This window comes from Roseateles sp. (assembly GCF_965262435.1).
In the GTDB taxonomy this organism is placed as follows: domain Bacteria; phylum Pseudomonadota; class Gammaproteobacteria; order Burkholderiales; family Burkholderiaceae_C; genus Paucibacter_A.
In genome coordinates, this window is record NZ_OZ253537.1 from 5,083,024 (window position 1) to 5,099,771 (window position 16,748).

The window sequence follows — 16,748 nt, forward strand, 5'->3', positions numbered from 1 at the left end:
GCACGATCAGAAATCGCCGGCGGTCGAGATCACAAAGGTCTCGCGCTTGATGTGGCGGGCCCAGGCGGCATTGACCTGCTCCAGTGTGACGGCGCGGATCTGCGCCTCGCGCTGAGCCACGGCCGGCCAGCCTTCGCCGCGCTCGGCCAAGTGGCTGAGCGTGGCCGTCAGCTGGCCGTCGTCGGCGCGGCCTTGCAGACGCCCTTCCAACACGTCTTTCTTGGCCCGAGCCAGCTCGGCCTCGCTGACGCCGACCGTGGCCATCTTGAGCAGTTCCTCGTCGATCAAGGCCAGCACCTTGTCGCGGTTCTGCGGCGCAAAGCTGCCGCCGATCGACAAAGTGGCGTCATTGCCCCAGCGCGGCACGCCGAGCGATGCGCCGACGCCATAGCTCAGGCCTTCCTGCTGGCGCACGCGGCTGGCCAGGCGGCTTTCCATGCCGCCGGCGCCGAAGATCTGGCTGGCCAGGACCAGGGGAAAGTAGTCGGGGTCCAGCTCATTGAGCGGGAACTCCAGGCGCATGCGGAGGATGGCATTGGCCTTGTCCTTGGCCGGCACATCAAAGCGCGCCGGAGGAATGCTGATGTGCTTCGCTTCATAGCGCACAAAGCGCGGCGCCGCCGGCTTCTTCCAGGCACCGAACAGGGCCTCAACGCGCTCGGCCAGGCCGGCGGGCAGCGGGCCCACGGCACTGACACGTGCTTCATTGGCCGACCAGTAGTCGGCATGGAAGCTGCGCAAATCATCAAGCCGGATGGCCCGCAGCTCGGCCAGGCGCTGCGCGATGCTGAGCTGGTAATCGGGATGGCCCTGGACCACGCCGAGGGCGAAGTTGTAGTGCTCGCGCACCGCCTCCTGGCGCAGGGTCTCGAGCTCCGAGCGCGCGCCCTCGAGGCGAGCGATGCCCCGCTTGACGATGCGATCAAAAGCATCGGCCGGCAGCAGCGGCTGCTGCAGCAGGCTGGCAACGATGTCCAGGGTCTCCAGCAGGCTGTCGGACTCGGCCGTGATGTTGACCACGGCGCCCTGGTCCGCGCCCGAGATCGACAGCCCGGCCTTGAGCCGGATCAGCCGGTCCTGCAGCGCCTGCTTGTCCAGGCTGCGGCTGCCTTCCAGCATCAGCTCGCTGATCAGGCCGGTGCCGCGGCGGGCAAAGGTGGCCTCGCGTTCGCCCCAGCGCAGCTGCAGCTGCAGATGCACGCTGTTGCCGCGCGTGCGCTTGCTCAAGGTGTGCAGCTCGATGCCGCTGGGCAGGGTCTGGCTGCGCGTGCGCTCGGCCAGATGCTCGGGCGTCGGGTCGAAGCGCTCGCCTTCCTCGACCTTGGGCGGACCCTTGAGCTCGGCCAGGCGCTGATCGAGCGGCGGTGCGGCAGGGATCTCCACCCGTGCCACCTCCTTGGCCGGCACATAGCGGCCCAGGGTGCGGTTGGCCGGCTGCAAATAAGCCTTGCGCACCCGCTCGACATCGGCCAGGGTCACGCGCGGCAGGTCTTCCATCAGTTGGAACAAGAGGCGCCAGTCGCCGGCGCCAAGCAAGCCCGAGATCTGCTGGATCAAGGCCTCGGGGTTCTTCATCTGCTGGCGGTAGGAGTTCAGCGCCACCTCGCGCACGCGCTGCAGCTCGCTGTCCTCGAACGGCTTGGCGCTGCGGCCCTCGACCAGGTCGAGCAGCAGTTTTTCAACCTTGTCGAAGTCTTCCTGTTTGGCCGGGATCGCCAGGGCCGAAATGCCGCCCGGCGCCGCATTGCCGAGGCCGAACAGGCCAGCGTTGATGGCCAGCTTGCTCTCGACCAGCTCCTTGTAGAGCTGACCGCTGGGCGGCATGGACATCAAGAGGCTCAGCACCAGCAGCGGCGCCGAGTCGGCATGGGCGATGGCCGGCACATGGTAGTAGGCCAGCAGGGTCGGTTGGCCGCCGACGCGGCGCACCGTCACCGTGCGCTCGCCGTCCTGGGCCGGCTCCTCGGTGTAAAGCACGGGCAAGGCCTGCGTTGGTCGGGCCAGGGGGCCGAACTGAGTGGCGATGCGCTGCAGCACGGCCGCCTTGTCGAAACGCCCGGCCACCAGCACGGTGGCGTTGTCGGGGCGGTAGAAGCGCTTGTAGAAGGCTTGCAGGCGCTCGATCGGCACGTTCTCGATATCGCTCTTGGGGCCGATGGTCGAGTTGCCATAGGGGTGCCAGTCGTAGGCCACCGCCTGCACGCGTTTGAACAGCACCTGCATGGGCTCGGTCTCGCCGCGCTCGAACTCGTTGCGCACCACGCTCATCTCCTTGTCCAGGTCGGACTTGGCGATGAAGCTGTTGACCATGCGGTCGGCCTCCAGGCCCAGCACATAGGCCAGGGTGTCCTCGCTGGCATTGAAGGAGGCGAAGTAGTTGGTGCGATCGGCCGTCGTCGTGCCGTTGAAGCGCACGCCGCGCTCGGCGAAGGCGCCGGGAATGTCGCGGTGCGTGGGCGTGCCCTTGAAGACCAGGTGCTCCAGCAGATGGGCCATGCCGAACTCGCCCTGGCTCTCGTGGCGGCTGCCGACGCGGTAGGTGATGTTGACCGTGGTCGTGCTCTGCGCCTCGTCGGGGAAGAGCAGGATCTGCAGGCCATTGGGCAAGCGGTACTCCTCGATGCCGCCGAGCTCGCGCACGAACTCGGCTTTGGCTGCCACCACAGGAGCTGTCAGCGGCTGGCTCGACTTGGGCTTGGGTGCGGTCTTCGCCGGCCGCGCGCTAGTCGGCGCGGTGGCGGCTTGCACCGGCGCCAGGGCCAAGCTGCAGGCCAGCAGCACGAGGGAGAGTCGAAAGGGAGCGGGCAGAAACATGGTGGGGCGACCGATCAGCCAGGGGCACAAACACACGGAAACACAAAAGACCCGCCGCCAGCGGCGGCGAACTCCGGCATTCTGCGGCAGAGCTCGGCCGAGGCTGGGACAATCGGCCCATGAAAACACCCAAGCGCCTGCAAATCCTGCTCGAAGAAGGCCTGATCGACGGCGTCGCTCGCCAGCTGATGAGCGGCAAAGAGGCGCAGGTCTTCGTCGTACGCTGCGGCGAGGAAACCCGCTGCGCCAAGGTCTACAAGGAAGCGACCCAGCGCAGCTTCCGCCAAGCCGTGGACTACACCGAGAACCGCAAGGTCAAGAACAGCCGCTCGGCCCGGGCCATGGCCAAGGGCAGCCGCTTTGGCCGCGAGCAGCAGGAAGCCGCCTGGCAAAGCGCCGAGGTGGACGCGCTCTACCGCCTGGCCGCCGCCGGCGTGCGCGTGCCCAAGCCCTACAACTTCTTCGAGGGCGTGCTGCTGATGGAGCTGGTGGCTGATGCCAACGGCGACGCGGCCCCGCGCCTCAACGATGTGCAGTTCACGCCGGAAGCGGCGCGGCGCCACCATGCCACCCTGGTGCGCGAGGTGGTGCGCATGCTCTGCGCCGGCATCGTCCACGGCGACCTGTCCGAGTTCAACATCCTGCTGGCCGAGGACGGCCCGGTGATCATCGACCTGCCGCAAGCCGTCGATGCCGCCGGCAACAACCACGCCAAACGCATGCTGCTGCGTGACGTCGAGAATCTGCGTAACTTCTTCGGCCGCTTTGCCCCCGAATTGCTGGCCAGCGACTTCGGCAACGAACTCTGGGCCTTGTTCGAGCGCGGCAATCTGACGCCCGACAGCCCGCTCAGCGGCCGCTTCCAGCAGCAGCACCGGCCGGTCGACCTGCGCGGCGTGCTGCGCGAGATCGACGATGCGCGCGACGAAGACGCCGCTCGGCGCCTGCGCATGCAGCAAGCGCCCTGAAGGCCTATCGAAGCAGGCCCACTGAGCGCGTTTCGCTGCACTTGCTTTTGAAATTTTTGATTCCGGGCGCGTTTTAAGAGACCTCAGCGACACTGCGGCCCTCCCACCCGAACGGCCCCTCGCCCCATGAAGAAGCTCCGCGCCTTGCACTCCGCCCGCCTGCAGCAGCGCTGGCTCGCATTGCCCATGACGGCCCTGCTGGCCCTCACGGGCTGCGTCACCGCGCCGACCCGCATGGCCGCGCCCGGCGATCTGGCCAGCACGGCCGAGGTGCTGGAGGTCAGCGCCCGCGCCAAGGGCACCGGGCTGTTCGCGGCCGAGGACTTCCAGCTTGGGCCCTACCAGGTCAGCCATGTCAAGCGCGGCTGGAGCAGCAGCGAGAGCATGACCCTGGGCCTCTTCAGCAGCAAGACCCACAAACAGGGCTTCCAGTACCGATTCAAGGGTCAGCGCGATTGGGACGGTAGCTGCGAGTACCGCGCCAAGGAGCGGGATTTGAAGATCGGCGTCCTGCTGGAGAGCCGCAAGGCCACGCTGTCCTGCAGCTGCCAGCACGGCGACCAGGATGCGCGCCTGGAGCTCAAGGACGAATGGAAGCCGCTGGAAGGCCGCATGCAGGTCGGCGGCGCCGAGTACCGCATGAGCCAGATCGCCGAGCGCCGCAGCCAGAACGGCATGGTGGTGGAGCAAAGCCTGCGGTCCCCGGCCCTGGGCTACCGGGTCGACAGCCTGCGCGGCGGCAGCCTGGCCGCGGTCGAGGTGCTGCACCCGGGCCGGATCTGGCAGCACCGCCAGCTGCCGGCCGAGCAGCGCGAGCCCATGGCCTGCTTGCTGGCCGGCCTCATGCTCTACGGTCCGCAAGACGGGCACTGACTTCGCCGTCAAACCAGCTGGCAGGCGTTAGCATTTGAGCGTGCAGTGACTCAACTCTGAAGGGGATGCCATGAGCGCGAGCAAACTCAGATCCATGGTGGTGCATGTCAATGACCAGCCTCACTCGGCCCAAGTGATCGCCCTGGCGCAGCGCTTTGCCGCGAACCTGGGCGCCGAACTCTCAGCCGTCCATGCGGTGGCGCCGAGCAACACCGGGGCCTTTATCTCGCCGGAAGGCGCCAGCCTGGCGCTGGACCTGCACGAGGGCAGCGACCACCGCCGTGCGCAGCGCGCGCGAGCGCTGGTCCAGGCGGCCGGTGGCGACATCGGCTTCAGCAGCGAAATGGCGGACTCCGTCGAAGCCATGGTGCAGCGTGCCCGCAATTGCGATCTCGTGGTGATGAGCCAGCAAGACCCGCAAGTGCCCGACGGCTCGGCCGATGGCCTGATCGGCCGCCTGCTGGTGTCGGCCGCCTGCCCCATCCTGTTTGTGCCCTATGTGAACGACACGCCCTTGGAGCGTTGCGGCGAGCGCGTGCTGGTGGCCTGGTGCGACAAGCGCGAGAGCGCACGCGCCTTGCGCGATGCCCTGCCCTTTCTACAGCGCGCCCGCCATGTCGAGCTGGTTCGTTTTGCCGAAAAGGCCGAGCTCGGCCCCGAACCGCTGCTGCGTCCGCAGGCCTATCTGCGCCTGCACGGCATCGAGTGCACGCTGAAGGTGCTGCACCAGCGCGACCCGTCCATGGGCGAGCGCCTGATGTCTTCCTTCATCCCCGATGCTTCCGTGGCCGAAGCCGTGCTGTCGCACGCCGCCGACAGCGACAGCGATCTGATCGTCATGGGCGGCTACGGCCAGACCCGGCTCTGGGAATTGGTCCTGGGCGGCGTCACCCGCTCGATGCTGCAGTCGATGACAGTGCCGGTGCTGATGTCGCACTGAAGCCGGTGACGCTCAGGCTGCGCCGTCTTGATGGCGAGTCAGGCGTGCGGCGGGCCACTGTGCCAGCAGCAGCAAACCCGCCATCAGCCACATCGGCGCGGCCGCCACGCTGGCCGCCGCCAGCAAGCCAAAGCCCACCGGCATGGCCACGGTCGCGCCATTGGTGGCCAGCATGCGCAGGCCCAGGGCCTGGCCGTGGCGCTCATGCGGCGTGACCTGGTGCAGCATGGACAACACCATGGGCTGCACCGAACCCAAGGCCAGGCCCAGCAGGGCCGAGCCCACCATCAGGCCGGCCGTGCCCGGCAGCCAGTAGTAACCGGCCAGCACCACGGTGGCCAGCAGCATGGCGCTGCGCAAGGCCTTGAGCTCATCGAGATGCTGCGAGAAGCGCACGATGGCCAGGCGCACCACGGTGGCCGCCACCGCAAAGCTGCCCAACACCACGCCGATGCTGGAGGCACTCAGGCCGCGCGCATGGCCGACCACGGGCACGACGAAGCTGTGCGCGTCCCAGCAGGCGGCCAGCACCACATTGAGCAGCAGCAGCTGGCGCAAAGCCGGCTGGCGCAGCAGGTCCCAGGCCGGGCGGGCACGTTGGGCCGCGCTCTGCGGTTTGGGCGGGTGGCGCGGCACGCGCCGGGCCATGAGCCAGCACAGCAGGGGCAGCAAGGCCGCCAGGGCAAAGGCCGCGCGGAAGCTGACATGGTCGATCAGCAGGCCCGCCACCACGGGGGCCAGGGCGTTGGACAGCGCCGGGCCCAGAGCCACCCAGCTGAACACGCGCTTGAGCTGCGAGGGGTCGTCGGCCATCAGCCCGGCCTCGCGCTGAATGGCCACGGCCGCCACGCTGAGCGCGCCGCCGCTGAGCAGGCAGCTGAAGGCAATCGTCCAGACGCCCTGCCAGGCCAGGGCCACGCAGGCGCCGAACAAGGCCATGCTGACGCCGATGCCCACCGGGCGGTGGAAACCATAGCGGTCGGCCTGACGCCCGGCCCACAAGGCCAGGGCCATGGGCGCCACGGCGAAGAGGCTGAGCAAGAGGCCCACGGTCCACTCGCCGTAACCTTGATCCAGCACCCAGAGGCTGGCCGCCACACGGGTGCTGGCCATGCAGGCATGCAGGGTGATCAGGGTGGCGATCAGCCAGGGAAAGGCGCGGCGCAGAGCGGCCGCGCTGGCGCGGTGGGCCTGGGTGTCTGGATCGGTGGGGTCAGGTTCGTGGGTCAAAGGAACATGCTTTCGAAGAGTCCCGCCTTCAAACAGCTGAAGGCGGTCGTTCTCCTCCTCCGCGCGGTGCCTCATCGGCACCGTCCCCGCCGCCATGGAGCGGCTCCTCGTCCCCCGGCAGGCTCAGGCGCAGCAACTGCTGGGCGGCATCGTCCGGCAGCGCTTCCACGCTCTTGAGCTTGCGTGTCATCACTCGCGTGCGAGTCTCGGCCGCATCGATGGTCTGGCTGGCTTCATCCAGCTTTTTCTTGGTCTTGGCCAGCACCTCGCCAAACTTGCCGAATTCGGTCTTGACGGCGCCCAGCACCTCCCAGACCTCGGCCGAGCGCTTCTCCAGCGCCAAGGTGCGAAAGCCCATCTGCAGGCTGTTCAGCGTGGCCAGCAGCGTGGTCGGGCCGGCCAGCATGACCTTGTGTTCGCGCTGCAGCGCCTCCATCAGGCCGGGCCGGCGCAAGGCCTCGGCGTAGAGGCCTTCGGTGGGCAGGAACAGGATGCCGAAATCGGTGGTGTGCGGCGGGGCGATGTACTTCTCGCGGATGCTGCGCGCCTCGGCGCGCAGGCGCTGCTCGATGGCCTTGGCGGCGGCCTCGGCGGCGGGCGCGTCGGCGCGGTCCTGGGCATCGAGCAGGCGCTCGTAATCCTCGCGCGGGAATTTGGCGTCGATGGGCAGCCAAAGCGGCTGGCCGTCCTGGCGCTGGCCCGGCAGGCGAATCGCAAACTCCACCCGCTCGGCGCTGCCCGGCAGCGTGGCCACATTGGCCGCGTACTGCTCGGGCGTGAACACCTGCTCCAGCAGGCCGGCCAGCTGCACCTCGCCAAAGATGCCGCGCGTCTTGACATTGCCCAGCACCCGGCTCAGCGAGCCGACATCGCGCGCCAGGCCCTGCATCTCGCCCAGGCCCTGGTGCACCTGCTCCAGGCGCTCGGCCACCTGCTTGAAGCTCTCGCCCAGGCGCTGCTCCAGCGTGGCGTGCAGCTTCTCGTCCACAGTGGCGCGCATTTGTTCGAGCTTTTTCTCGTTGTCCTGCTGGATCAGGCCCAGGCGCTGGTCCACGGTCTGGGCCAGGGCGCGCAGCTGCTGGCCCAGCTGCTCGGCCAGGCGCTGGCCGGCGGCGTCCTGCGCCTCACGGGCCGCAATCGCCTGCAGGCCCAGGGACTGGTTGCTCTGCTGCAAGCCCTGGCTCAGCGCCTGCTGGAAGCGGCCCAGGCTTTGCTGCAGCTCCTGGCGCGTGGCGGCGCTGCTGCGGCTGAGCTCGTCACGCAACTCGCGCTCCAGGCGCTCATTGCCCTGGCTGAGCTGCTGCTGCAGGCGCAGCAGGGTCGGGTCTTGCTCGCCCACCTGGTTGGCCTGCCCCTGACGCCAGAGCAGGAACAGCGCCAGCAGCACCAAGACCAACAAGGACAGCAGCAAGAACTCAACAAGACTCATGGCCGCATTGTCTCAGCCATGGCGGCGGCAGCTGGCGCTACGGGCGGTGGCCGCACATGCGCTCGGGGCCTGTTCACCCGACGGATACCTGATGCGTTGCCTCACAAGTCGCCGTGAACAAGGCGCAAAACGAAGCCGGGGTCAGGTCCCGGCGAGGCTTTGCAACAACGTGCACGGTGACTTGTGAGGCAACCCTTCGGGAGAGGGGCAGAAAAGGCCCCATTCGTCGTTGAACTCCTCGCCCAGGCAGCCAGCCTGGGCTTCGTCGTCCGCCTAGCCTGGGGTCTTTTCTGCCCCTCTCGCACAGGTATCCGTCGGGTGAGCAGGCCCCCGGGTTCTCCGCCCTGGCATGCCGTGGGAGCGGGCAGTTAAGCTGCGCGATCTGATGGAGCCCAGGAGTGCTGGCATGAGCCTTGAATCCCGATCTGAGCGAGCCGGTCGTGCCCGCCGCATGAAGCAGCATCTGCTGGGCCTGCTCCTGCTCGGCAGCAGCGCCTGGGCCGCCGCAGCCGGCGCCCTGAGCCCGCAAGAGCTGCCCCCAGGCCTGCGCGATTGGCTGCCCTGGGCCATGCAAGGCCAGGAGAGCCAGCTCTGCCCGCTGCAGCCGGGCCGCCCCGGCGACGCCGAGCTGCGTAACTGCCTCTGGCCGGCACGGCTGGAGCTGCGCGCAGGGCCCGGCGGCGCCAGCTTCCGGCTGGAGGTGCAGGTCTACGGCGCGGCCAGCCTGCTGCCCCTGCCCGGCGAAGCGGCCGACGATGCGCCAGGCTCGGGCAACAGCAAGCCCAGCCTCTGGCCCCAGGACGTGAAAAGCGCCGGCAAGCCCCTGGCCGTGGTGCTGGCCCAGGGCCGGCCCAGCGTGCGCCTAGAGCCGGGCCGCCATGTCATCGAAGGCCAGATCCCTTGGACCAGCACGCCGCAAGGTCTGCTGCTGCCGCCTAATCTGGGCTTGCTCAATTTCTGGCTCGAGGGCCAGGCGCAAAAGCGCACGCCCGATGCCCAGGGCCGTCTCTGGCTGAAGGCCAGCCGCGAAGACAGCGCCAGCAGCGAAGCCTTGAGCGTGCGCACCGCGCGCCTCATCGACGACCAGGTGCCCATGCGCATCAACACCCACATCGAGCTGGCCGTCTCGGGCCGCGCCCGCGAGCTGGTGCTGCCCCAAGCCCTGCTGCCGGGCCTGGTGGCCGAGGCGCTGAGCAGCGCCCTGCCGGCCCGGCTGCGCGAAGACGGCGCCCTGCTGGTGCAGGCCCGCCCGGGCCGCTGGACCGTGGAGCTGCTGGCCCGCGGCATGGCGCCCACGCAAGCGCTGACCCTTCCCGCCGCCACTGCCAAGCCCGGCGAGAGCCCGCTGGGCGAGGAGGTCTGGGCCTTCTCGGCGCACAACGAGCTGCGCGTCGTCAGCATTGAAGGCGCGCCCGCCGTGGACCCCAAGCAGACCGTCATGCCCGAGGGCTGGCAGAGCTTTCCGTCCTACCGCATGGCGCCGGGCGCCACCTTGCAAATCAAGCAAAGCCGGCGCGGCAACCCCGAGCCGGCGCCCGATCAGCTGCGCCTGGTGCGCCAGCTCTGGCTCGATTTCGACGGTCAGGGCTACACCGCGCAAGACCGCATCGAGGGCGAGCTGAGCCGCTCCACCCGCTTGGAGCTGGCCGCGCCGGGCGCCCTGGGCCGAGCCGAGCTCGATGGCCAGGACCAGCTGATCACGCGGCGGGGGCCGAGCGCCGCTTCGGCACCGTCCCAGCCCGACGGCATCGAGGTGCGCCAAGGCACGGCCAACATCACCGCAGAAAGCCGCTGGGCGACCGGCTCGACGCTGCCGGCCAGCGGCTGGAGCGGTGATTTCCAATCGGCCCGCACGGCCCTGCACCTGCCGCCCGGCTGGCGCCTGCTGCACGCCAGCGGGCCCGACCGGGTGGCCGGCTCCTGGCTGGGCGCCTGGTCGCTCTGGGACTTTTTCTTCGTGCTGCTCAGCGCCCTGGCCGCAGGCCGGCTGCTGGGCTGGCCGCGCGGCCTGCTGCTGGGCGTGGCCCTGGTGTGCAGCTGGCATCTGCGCGATGCGCCGCAGTTCCTGTGGCTGTTCTGGCTGGGCCTGATGGCCATCAATCTCAACCTGGGCGCCATGGCCGAGAAATTCACCCGCCTGGCCCTGCTGCTGCGCCGCGCCGAGCAGGTTTGCATGGTGGCCATCGCCTTGTTGCTGCTGCCCTTTGGCGTGGACCAGCTGCGTTATGCCATGTATCCGGCCTTGGACCAGCCGGCCGTTCAACATGGCCTGCCCCAGGCTGAAACGGCCGTGCCTGCGGCGGCCCCGCCCTTCATCCCGCCCGCTGAAATGGTCGTACCACCGCCCGAGGGCTCCAGCTACAGCCGACTCAAGAATGCCGTCAGCGATGCCGCCCCCGAGCCGCTGAAACAGGCACGACGTTTGGACCAAGCCGATCCCAGCGCCCGTGTGCAGACCGGCCCCGGCCTGCCCAGCTGGCATTGGCAGCAACATGCCCTGATCTGGCAAGGCCCGGTGCAGGCCGATCAAGCGCTGCAGCTCTACCTGCTGCCGCCGACCGGCACGGCGTTGCTGCGCGTGGCCAGCCTGCTCTTGATGCTGGCGGCCCTGCTGGCCCTGGCCAGCGGCCGCACCGGTCAGCCCTGGTGGCCACGACGCGCCAAGGCCGGCGCTGGCACCAGCGCAGCACTGGCCTTGACGCTCGCCCTTGGACTGAGCCTGCCTGCCGATCCGGCCCATGCCGAGAACGAACCGGCCAAGCCCGCGCCTGCGGAGAAAGCCCAGAAGTCCAGCGGCCTGCAGCCGCCGTCCGAGGCCTTGCTGGCCGAGATGCGCCAGCGCCTGCGCCCCGCCCCCGATTGCCTGCCCCGCTGCGCCGAGCTGGCGCGCCTGAACCTGCAAGCCGAAGGCTCGCGCGTGCTCTTGCGCCTGGAAGCCCATGCGCAGGCCGATGTGGCCCTGCCCCTGCCCGGCCAGGCCGGCGCCTGGCAACCGAGCCAGGTGCTGCTGGACGGCCAGCCCGCGCCGCTGCGCCGCGATGCCCAGGGCCAGCTCTGGATCGCCCTGAAAGCCGGCATCAGCCAGATCAGCATGGAAGCCGATCTGGGCGCCACGCCGGTGCAGGAGCTGGACATCAGCCTGCCCCTGCCGGTGCGCGAGCTGAAAAGCCAGCTGCGCGGCTGGCGCCTGCAAGGCCTCAATGCCCAGGGCCTGCCCGGCGCGGCGCTGAGCCTGCTGCGCGAGCAGAGTGCGGGCGAGGACAAGGCCGGCGCCGGCGGGGCCGACGCGCAGAACAACCCGCGCGATGCCCTGCCCGCTTTTGTGCGCATCCAGCGCCAGCTGGAGCTGGGCCTGCGCTGGACCGTGCACACCCGCATTGAGCGCATCGCGCCCAGCCGCGCGCCGCTGCGCGTGCAATGGCAGCTGCTGCCTGGTGAGGCGGTGCAAGACAACAGCGTGCAGATCAGCGAGGGCCTGGCCAGCGTGCAACTGGGCGCGGCCGAGGTGCTGGAGTTCGACAGCGAGCTGCGCCCGCAGGCGAAACTGACGTTGAAGAGCCACCCGGCCACCCAGCAGATCGAGCAGTGGACGCTGGATGCTTCGACGCTCTGGCATGTGGAACACCAGGGCCTGGCCCCGGTGGTGCACCAGCAAGGCGGCCGCTGGCAGCCGCTGTGGCGCCCCTGGCCTAGCGAGCAGCTGACGCTGAATTTGAGCAGACCGGCCGGCGTGGCCGGCCCCACCCTGACTTGGGACCAGGTGCTGACCGAGGTGACGCCCGGCGCGCGCAGCAGCGACTTCAAGCTCAGCGCCACCCTGCGCTCCAGCCTGGGCGGCCAGCAAACCCTGCAGCTGCCCGCCGGCGCGGCCCTGCAAGGCCTGAGCCTGAACGGCGCCGAGCTGCCCCTGCAAGCCAAGAACGGCGCCCTGCAGCTGCCCATCACCCCGGGCGAGCACCGGCTGGAGCTGCGCTGGCGCGCCGACGATGGCGGCATGGGCTGGTGGTTCCGCAGCCCCAGCGTGCAGCTGGGCGCGGCCGGCGTGAATGGCAGCCTGCAGATCCACGTGCCGGGCGACCGCATCGTGCTGGCCCTGGGCGGGCCGCTACTCGGCCCGGCCGTGCTGTTCTGGGGCGCGCTGCTGGCGGTGGCGATTCTGGCCCTGGGCTTGAGCCGCGTGCCGGGCCTGCCGCTCCAGCTCTCGGCCTGGCTGCTGCTGGGCCTGGGCCTGGCGCCGGTGAGCCTGGCCGGCCTGGCCTGGGTGGTGGCGGGCTTTCTGCTGCTCTTGCTGCGCAAGCGCCATGGCCCCGGCCTGGCGCGAGGCCCCTTCATCGGTCTGCAAGTGCTGCTGGGCTTCTGGGCCTTGGGCTTTGTGGCGGTGCTGCTGCAGGCGCTGCAGGTCGGCTTGCTGGGCCTGCCGGATCTGATGATCACCGGCCATGACTCGCACGCCAGCCTGCTCAGCTGGTACGCCGACCGTTTCAGCGCTGGCGCCGGCACCGCGCAAGCCTGGGTGATCAGCGCGCCGCTGTGGCTGTACCGCCTGGCCATGCTGCTCTGGGCCCTGTGGCTGGCCGCCTCCCTGCTGCGCTGGCTGAAATGGGGCTGGGACTGCTTCAGCGAAGGCGGGCTGTGGCGAGAGGCGCCGCCCAAGCCACGCTCGCCGCCGCCTGTGAACTCGCCAGACACTTCAGGAACACCGCAATGATGAAACGTTCCGCAACACTCAGCCTGCAAGTGGCCGCCTTCATCGCCGTCGCAGGCGCGCTGATCCATGGGGCGGCCATCGCCGGCGGGCCGGCCTGGTTCGAGTTCTTCGGCGCGCCGCCGGCGGTGCTGGCCTGGTACCGGCCGAAGCTGATCAACAGCTTTGAGCTGGTGGCGTCAGCGGTCTGGGGGGCTGCCGGGCTGGGTTTTGCGCTGGGCTGGCTGGAGCTGGGCAAGCGGCGCCGTATTGCGCCCCGCTGAGTGCAAAGTACCCGCGCCTTGCTGCGACACTCCGGGCCCATGAGCCCCCGCCAACGCCGCGTCCTTCAAGCCCTTTTGTACGAAGCCATTGCCGTGGCCATGGTGGGGCCGACCGTGGCCTGGATGTTCGCCACCTCCCTGCAGTCCTCGGCCCTGCTGGCCCTGGCCATGTCCAGCATCGCCCTGGCCTGGAACTATGTCTTCAACGCCTTGTTCGAGCGCTGGGAGGCGCGTCAAGCGGTCAAGGGCCGGTCCTTGGGCCGGCGCCTGCTGCACGGCATCGGCTTCGAAGGCGGGCTGGTGCTGTTCCTCGTGCCGCTGATGGCCTGGTGGCTGGACATCAGCCTGCTCGAAGCCCTGATCGCCGACCTCGCCATCCTGGCGTTTTTCTTCGTCTACGCCATCGCATTCACCTGGGCGTTTGACCGGGTGTTTGGTTTGCCGGATTCGGCGCGGACCTGAAGGGGCTAGCCATGGAAGACAAGCTTGCACAACGCCTTGTCCAGTACTGCAAGATTACCGGCGATGCTACCGACATGGAGGATCTCACCGTCGCATGGTGCATCAACCACGGCGACGTCGATATCGTCCTCGTAGACGTCCAACCCGACGAACAAGATGCTAAGTTTTCTTAGGGGTCGATTCCTCCCAAACTCTCAACGCCCATGCATTTCGTCTGCAGGCGGCACTGGTGTAGCTCTACAGACCTTGTGCCTGCAACCTACGGCATCGCAAGAGTCGGGCCGCCCGGCGTCACAAAGCCATCTTTTCTAGACAGCACAAACAAACCCATGGATATTCTCCAGCGCTTTACTCAACGGGTGTGTACCGATTGGCTAACCACATACTGCTCGGACCGCAAGCGCAACTACGACGCAGCGGGCTTCAACAAGGCCTCGATCAGGGTCGCTGAGGCGGACGCCAAAGATTGCATGCTGGCCATCGACTATGGAGTCGTCTGCGACACCCATGGAGGCCGATACCGCGCAAACATGAGCACAGCTCAGGAAGTTCTATTCTGGGAGGGTCACAAGACCAAGTCGCCCAGACCGATCACCCTGTGGCTTGAACCTGTAATCACCTTCGCAGCACTGGCCCGCCTACACCTTGTGCACGGGTGGCCAAAGGAGCAGTTGGGCATGCAGCCCAAAGGTTGGGCTTTTGATTTGGCTGCCCACGAAGCAACCGGCGATAGCCCCCCCCGAATCCTTGGCGAGGTGAAGAAGTCCGGAGAGGAGCTGAGGCGCCTCAGGGCCGACCTACTGAAACTATCCACTGGTGAGCCGGCAGAGACAGTCTCGATCAATTCAGCAAAAAAGTGGAAGGCGCTGCTGGCGACGAAACCGGCCATAGTTTGGCTGTTGGCTCCCAATGAGGAGTCATATGTCTACGCGCCGTCATACTCTAGCGACGGCTGTGAGCTGCGAGAAGTCGAGTACTCGGCGCTTGCCCACAGTGCGGCCTAGCCCGTTTCTCAACTGGACTCCCTACGGCAATCGCCGCAAGCCGAGACTGAGGCACATGGTGCATCACCACAGCCCAAGCTTACGGCGCCTTCCTGCTAGAGCCGGTGAACTGGTACGTTGAGATGGCTTCTCTCTGTCAAGAGGCAAGGCCACTTCGACCAACATGCGCCGAGCCGCGCTGTTACCGGCCTTGGTGATGGCTCCTTGCCGGCATTTGGGGCCGGAGGAATACTCGGTCGGCACCAAGCCCAGATAGGCCATCAGTTGGCGCGGGGACTCAAAGCGCAGAAAGTCCTGCAGCTCGGCCACCAGGGTCATCGCGGCGATCAACTGCACGCCCCGCATCGCCTGCAGGGCCTGCATGGTGGGCATCAAACCCAAATCCGGGAAGGCATCGCGCAGGGCCTGCTCCAGACGGGCAATACGAGCGCCGGCCTCGGTGATGGAATGCAGGTATTCCTAGAAGGCGATCTGCTGGGCCGCGTAGGCCAGCTTGACCTTGGCCAGCCAGCTCAATTGAGCGGCCGTCCAAGAGGACTTGCCGGTGTACGGAATGCCATTGCGCAGCGGCAAGGCCTTCAGGCGGTGGCGGCGGCCGTTGCGCTGCTCGCGCACAGCGTCCTCGCGGGTGCGCACCAGGTCGCGTATAGCCTCGTCCACCCCGTCGGGCACACGCACGACCGAGAGGTCACCCGAGCGGGCCAACTTGGCCAGCAGCATCGCGTCGCGGCGGTCGGTCTTGATGCGGTCACCGCTGGGGCACGCAATCAACGAAGGGGCAACCACCTCGCAGTGCAGTCCTTGGGCTGTGAGGTGGCGCCAGATGACAAAGCCGCAAGGGCCGGCCTCGTAGACGATGTGCAGGGGCTGGCCGCGGTTGACGAGTTTGCGCTGCGCCTTGTCCGGCGCGGAGAGGTCGCCGCCAATGCTGCCGATGTGGCGGTTCTCGCCGTCGCGCGGCGCATCCGCCACGGCGATGTCGATACTGTCCTTGTGGACGTCCAATCCGACGAACAAGATGCTAGATTTGCTCATGGCCCGACTCCTCACTAACTTGCAACGCCCCGGCAGCCCGTCCGCCGGGTGCATTGGTGTAGCTCTACAGGCCTTGTGCCTGCAACCTACGGCATCGCAGGAGTCGGGCCGCCCGAGTTCGCGAAGCCATCTTGTCCAGGCGTCACAAATGAACCTCCCGCATACTGCTCACCATGCCGATTGAGTTCTATGTATCGGGCGATCAAACGAGGGTGCGCCAATCATTCCCGTCGCCAACGGTCTACCTTGACCACTGGGCGATACGGCTCTTCTCCGATGAGCGCCAACTTCAGGACAGGTTGGTAGCCGCATTGCTTAGGCAGGGCGGCACGCTGCTACTCTCGAACTTCACCTTCGCAGAGTTCGCGCGGAACGACGATCGCCGCCACACGGTAGCAGCAGAAGAGTTCATCGAACGGCTCCTGCCAAACATCTTCCTGACAGACTTCGCGTTCGACAAGCTGCAAGAACAAGAACAGCTGGAACAGGATAACGCTCGGCGCTTCTGGCCGCCGGCTGACTTGCCACAGTTGAAGTTGTTCGCAGAGCGAGCCCAAGACGAACCGCATGGATTCACGATGCGAGGCTTCATTGCCATGGCTCGCGACAACTATTCGCTGCTGGAGATCGTCACGCGAGAAACGCTTGATCTCATTCGCACCGGGTTTGAAGTACAACGAGCCGACGCCGAGTACGTTCGAGCGCTCCGCAACATGCGGCCAACCACCAAGCGCACGCGCATGACCGTCATCATGTCGGAACTGATGCGAGAGTTCATTCTTGACCCGACTTTGCCGCTCGTTGACAACGACGTCATGGACATGATTCACGCGGCGGTACCGGTGAACTGCTGCGACTTCGTTCTACTTGATGGAGCCTGGTCAGACCGAGTCGCCAAGATGAAGCAGCGCATCAAGAACGCAGGAACAAGGATGCCTGTCGCACGCTGCTACTCCCGTCGAAGCAATGGGATTCAGCAGTTCTTGGAAGCGCTCGACAGCTTCCCAGTGAGCGCCGAGCAGTGA

14 protein-coding genes are annotated in these 16,748 nt (G+C 67.6%); 9 read left to right on the forward strand and 5 right to left on the reverse strand.

Going from position 1 to position 16,748, the window contains the following annotated elements:
- Positions 1-6: 6 nt before the first annotated feature.
- Positions 7-2,814: a M16 family metallopeptidase gene (locus tag ACQY39_RS21845; RefSeq protein ID WP_428509847.1), complete on the reverse strand. Its 2,808-nt coding sequence runs from the start codon at positions 2,812-2,814 to the stop codon at positions 7-9.
- A gap of 119 nt (positions 2,815-2,933) precedes the next feature.
- Between ACQY39_RS21845 and ACQY39_RS21850 the strand changes: the two genes are divergently transcribed.
- The 3 genes from ACQY39_RS21850 to ACQY39_RS21860 all read left to right on the forward strand — a co-directional run bounded on the left by ACQY39_RS21850 (position 2,934) and on the right by ACQY39_RS21860 (position 5,595).
- Complete coding sequence (locus ACQY39_RS21850; RefSeq protein ID WP_263518530.1) at positions 2,934-3,782, forward strand: PA4780 family RIO1-like protein kinase; 849 nt, start codon at positions 2,934-2,936, stop codon at positions 3,780-3,782.
- 126 nt (positions 3,783-3,908) lie between these two features.
- Positions 3,909-4,655, forward strand: coding sequence for a hypothetical protein (locus tag ACQY39_RS21855; protein WP_428509850.1), 747 nt, complete (start codon positions 3,909-3,911; stop codon positions 4,653-4,655).
- A gap of 70 nt (positions 4,656-4,725) precedes the next feature.
- Entirely contained in the window at positions 4,726-5,595 is an 870-nt protein-coding gene (locus ACQY39_RS21860; RefSeq protein WP_428509852.1) for a universal stress protein, read from the forward strand.
- A 12-nt stretch (positions 5,596-5,607) separates the two neighbouring features.
- Here the strand turns inward: ACQY39_RS21860 and ACQY39_RS21865 are convergent, their stop codons facing one another.
- Together ACQY39_RS21865 and ACQY39_RS21870 are read right to left on the reverse strand one after the other, a co-directional pair.
- Complete coding sequence (locus tag ACQY39_RS21865; RefSeq protein WP_428509854.1) at positions 5,608-6,825, reverse strand: MFS transporter; 1,218 nt, start codon at positions 6,823-6,825, stop codon at positions 5,608-5,610.
- Between the two features lie 28 nt (positions 6,826-6,853).
- Positions 6,854-8,254: a DNA recombination protein RmuC gene (locus ACQY39_RS21870; protein ID WP_428509856.1), complete on the reverse strand. Its 1,401-nt coding sequence runs from the start codon at positions 8,252-8,254 to the stop codon at positions 6,854-6,856.
- 406 nt (positions 8,255-8,660) lie between these two features.
- Between ACQY39_RS21870 and ACQY39_RS21875 the strand changes: the two genes are divergently transcribed.
- The 5 genes from ACQY39_RS21875 to ACQY39_RS21895 all read left to right on the forward strand — a co-directional run bounded on the left by ACQY39_RS21875 (position 8,661) and on the right by ACQY39_RS21895 (position 14,688).
- Entirely contained in the window at positions 8,661-12,962 is a 4,302-nt protein-coding gene (locus ACQY39_RS21875; RefSeq protein ID WP_428509858.1) for a hypothetical protein, read from the forward strand.
- Positions 12,959-13,222 (forward strand): hypothetical protein, encoded by a 264-nt coding sequence (locus tag ACQY39_RS21880; protein ID WP_428509860.1) that lies wholly within the window; start codon positions 12,959-12,961, stop codon positions 13,220-13,222. Before ACQY39_RS21875 ends, ACQY39_RS21880 begins: the two co-directional genes overlap by 4 nt.
- Before the next feature lie 39 nt (positions 13,223-13,261).
- Entirely contained in the window at positions 13,262-13,684 is a 423-nt protein-coding gene (locus ACQY39_RS21885; protein WP_428509862.1) for a PACE efflux transporter, read from the forward strand.
- 11 nt (positions 13,685-13,695) lie between these two features.
- Positions 13,696-13,857 carry a hypothetical protein gene (locus tag ACQY39_RS21890; RefSeq protein WP_428509864.1) on the forward strand — a complete coding sequence of 54 codons (162 nt, stop codon included), beginning with the start codon at positions 13,696-13,698 and terminating at the stop codon, positions 13,855-13,857.
- Positions 13,858-14,013: 156 nt separating this feature from the next.
- A complete protein-coding gene (locus tag ACQY39_RS21895; RefSeq protein WP_428509866.1) occupies positions 14,014-14,688 on the forward strand; it encodes a hypothetical protein in 675 nt (224 codons plus the stop codon).
- 63 nt (positions 14,689-14,751) lie between these two features.
- On the opposite strand, the gene ACQY39_RS21900 is transcribed toward ACQY39_RS21895, so the two are convergent.
- Positions 14,752-15,060, reverse strand: a complete 309-nt coding sequence (locus tag ACQY39_RS21900; protein ID WP_428509868.1) for a transposase — start codon at positions 15,058-15,060, stop codon at positions 14,752-14,754.
- Positions 15,061-15,147: 87 nt separating this feature from the next.
- Entirely contained in the window at positions 15,148-15,723 is a 576-nt protein-coding gene (locus ACQY39_RS21905; protein WP_428509870.1) for an IS110 family transposase, read from the reverse strand.
- A 173-nt stretch (positions 15,724-15,896) separates the two neighbouring features.
- Between ACQY39_RS21905 and ACQY39_RS21910 the strand changes: the two genes are divergently transcribed.
- Positions 15,897-16,748 carry a hypothetical protein gene (locus tag ACQY39_RS21910; RefSeq protein ID WP_428509872.1) on the forward strand — a complete coding sequence of 284 codons (852 nt, stop codon included), beginning with the start codon at positions 15,897-15,899 and terminating at the stop codon, positions 16,746-16,748.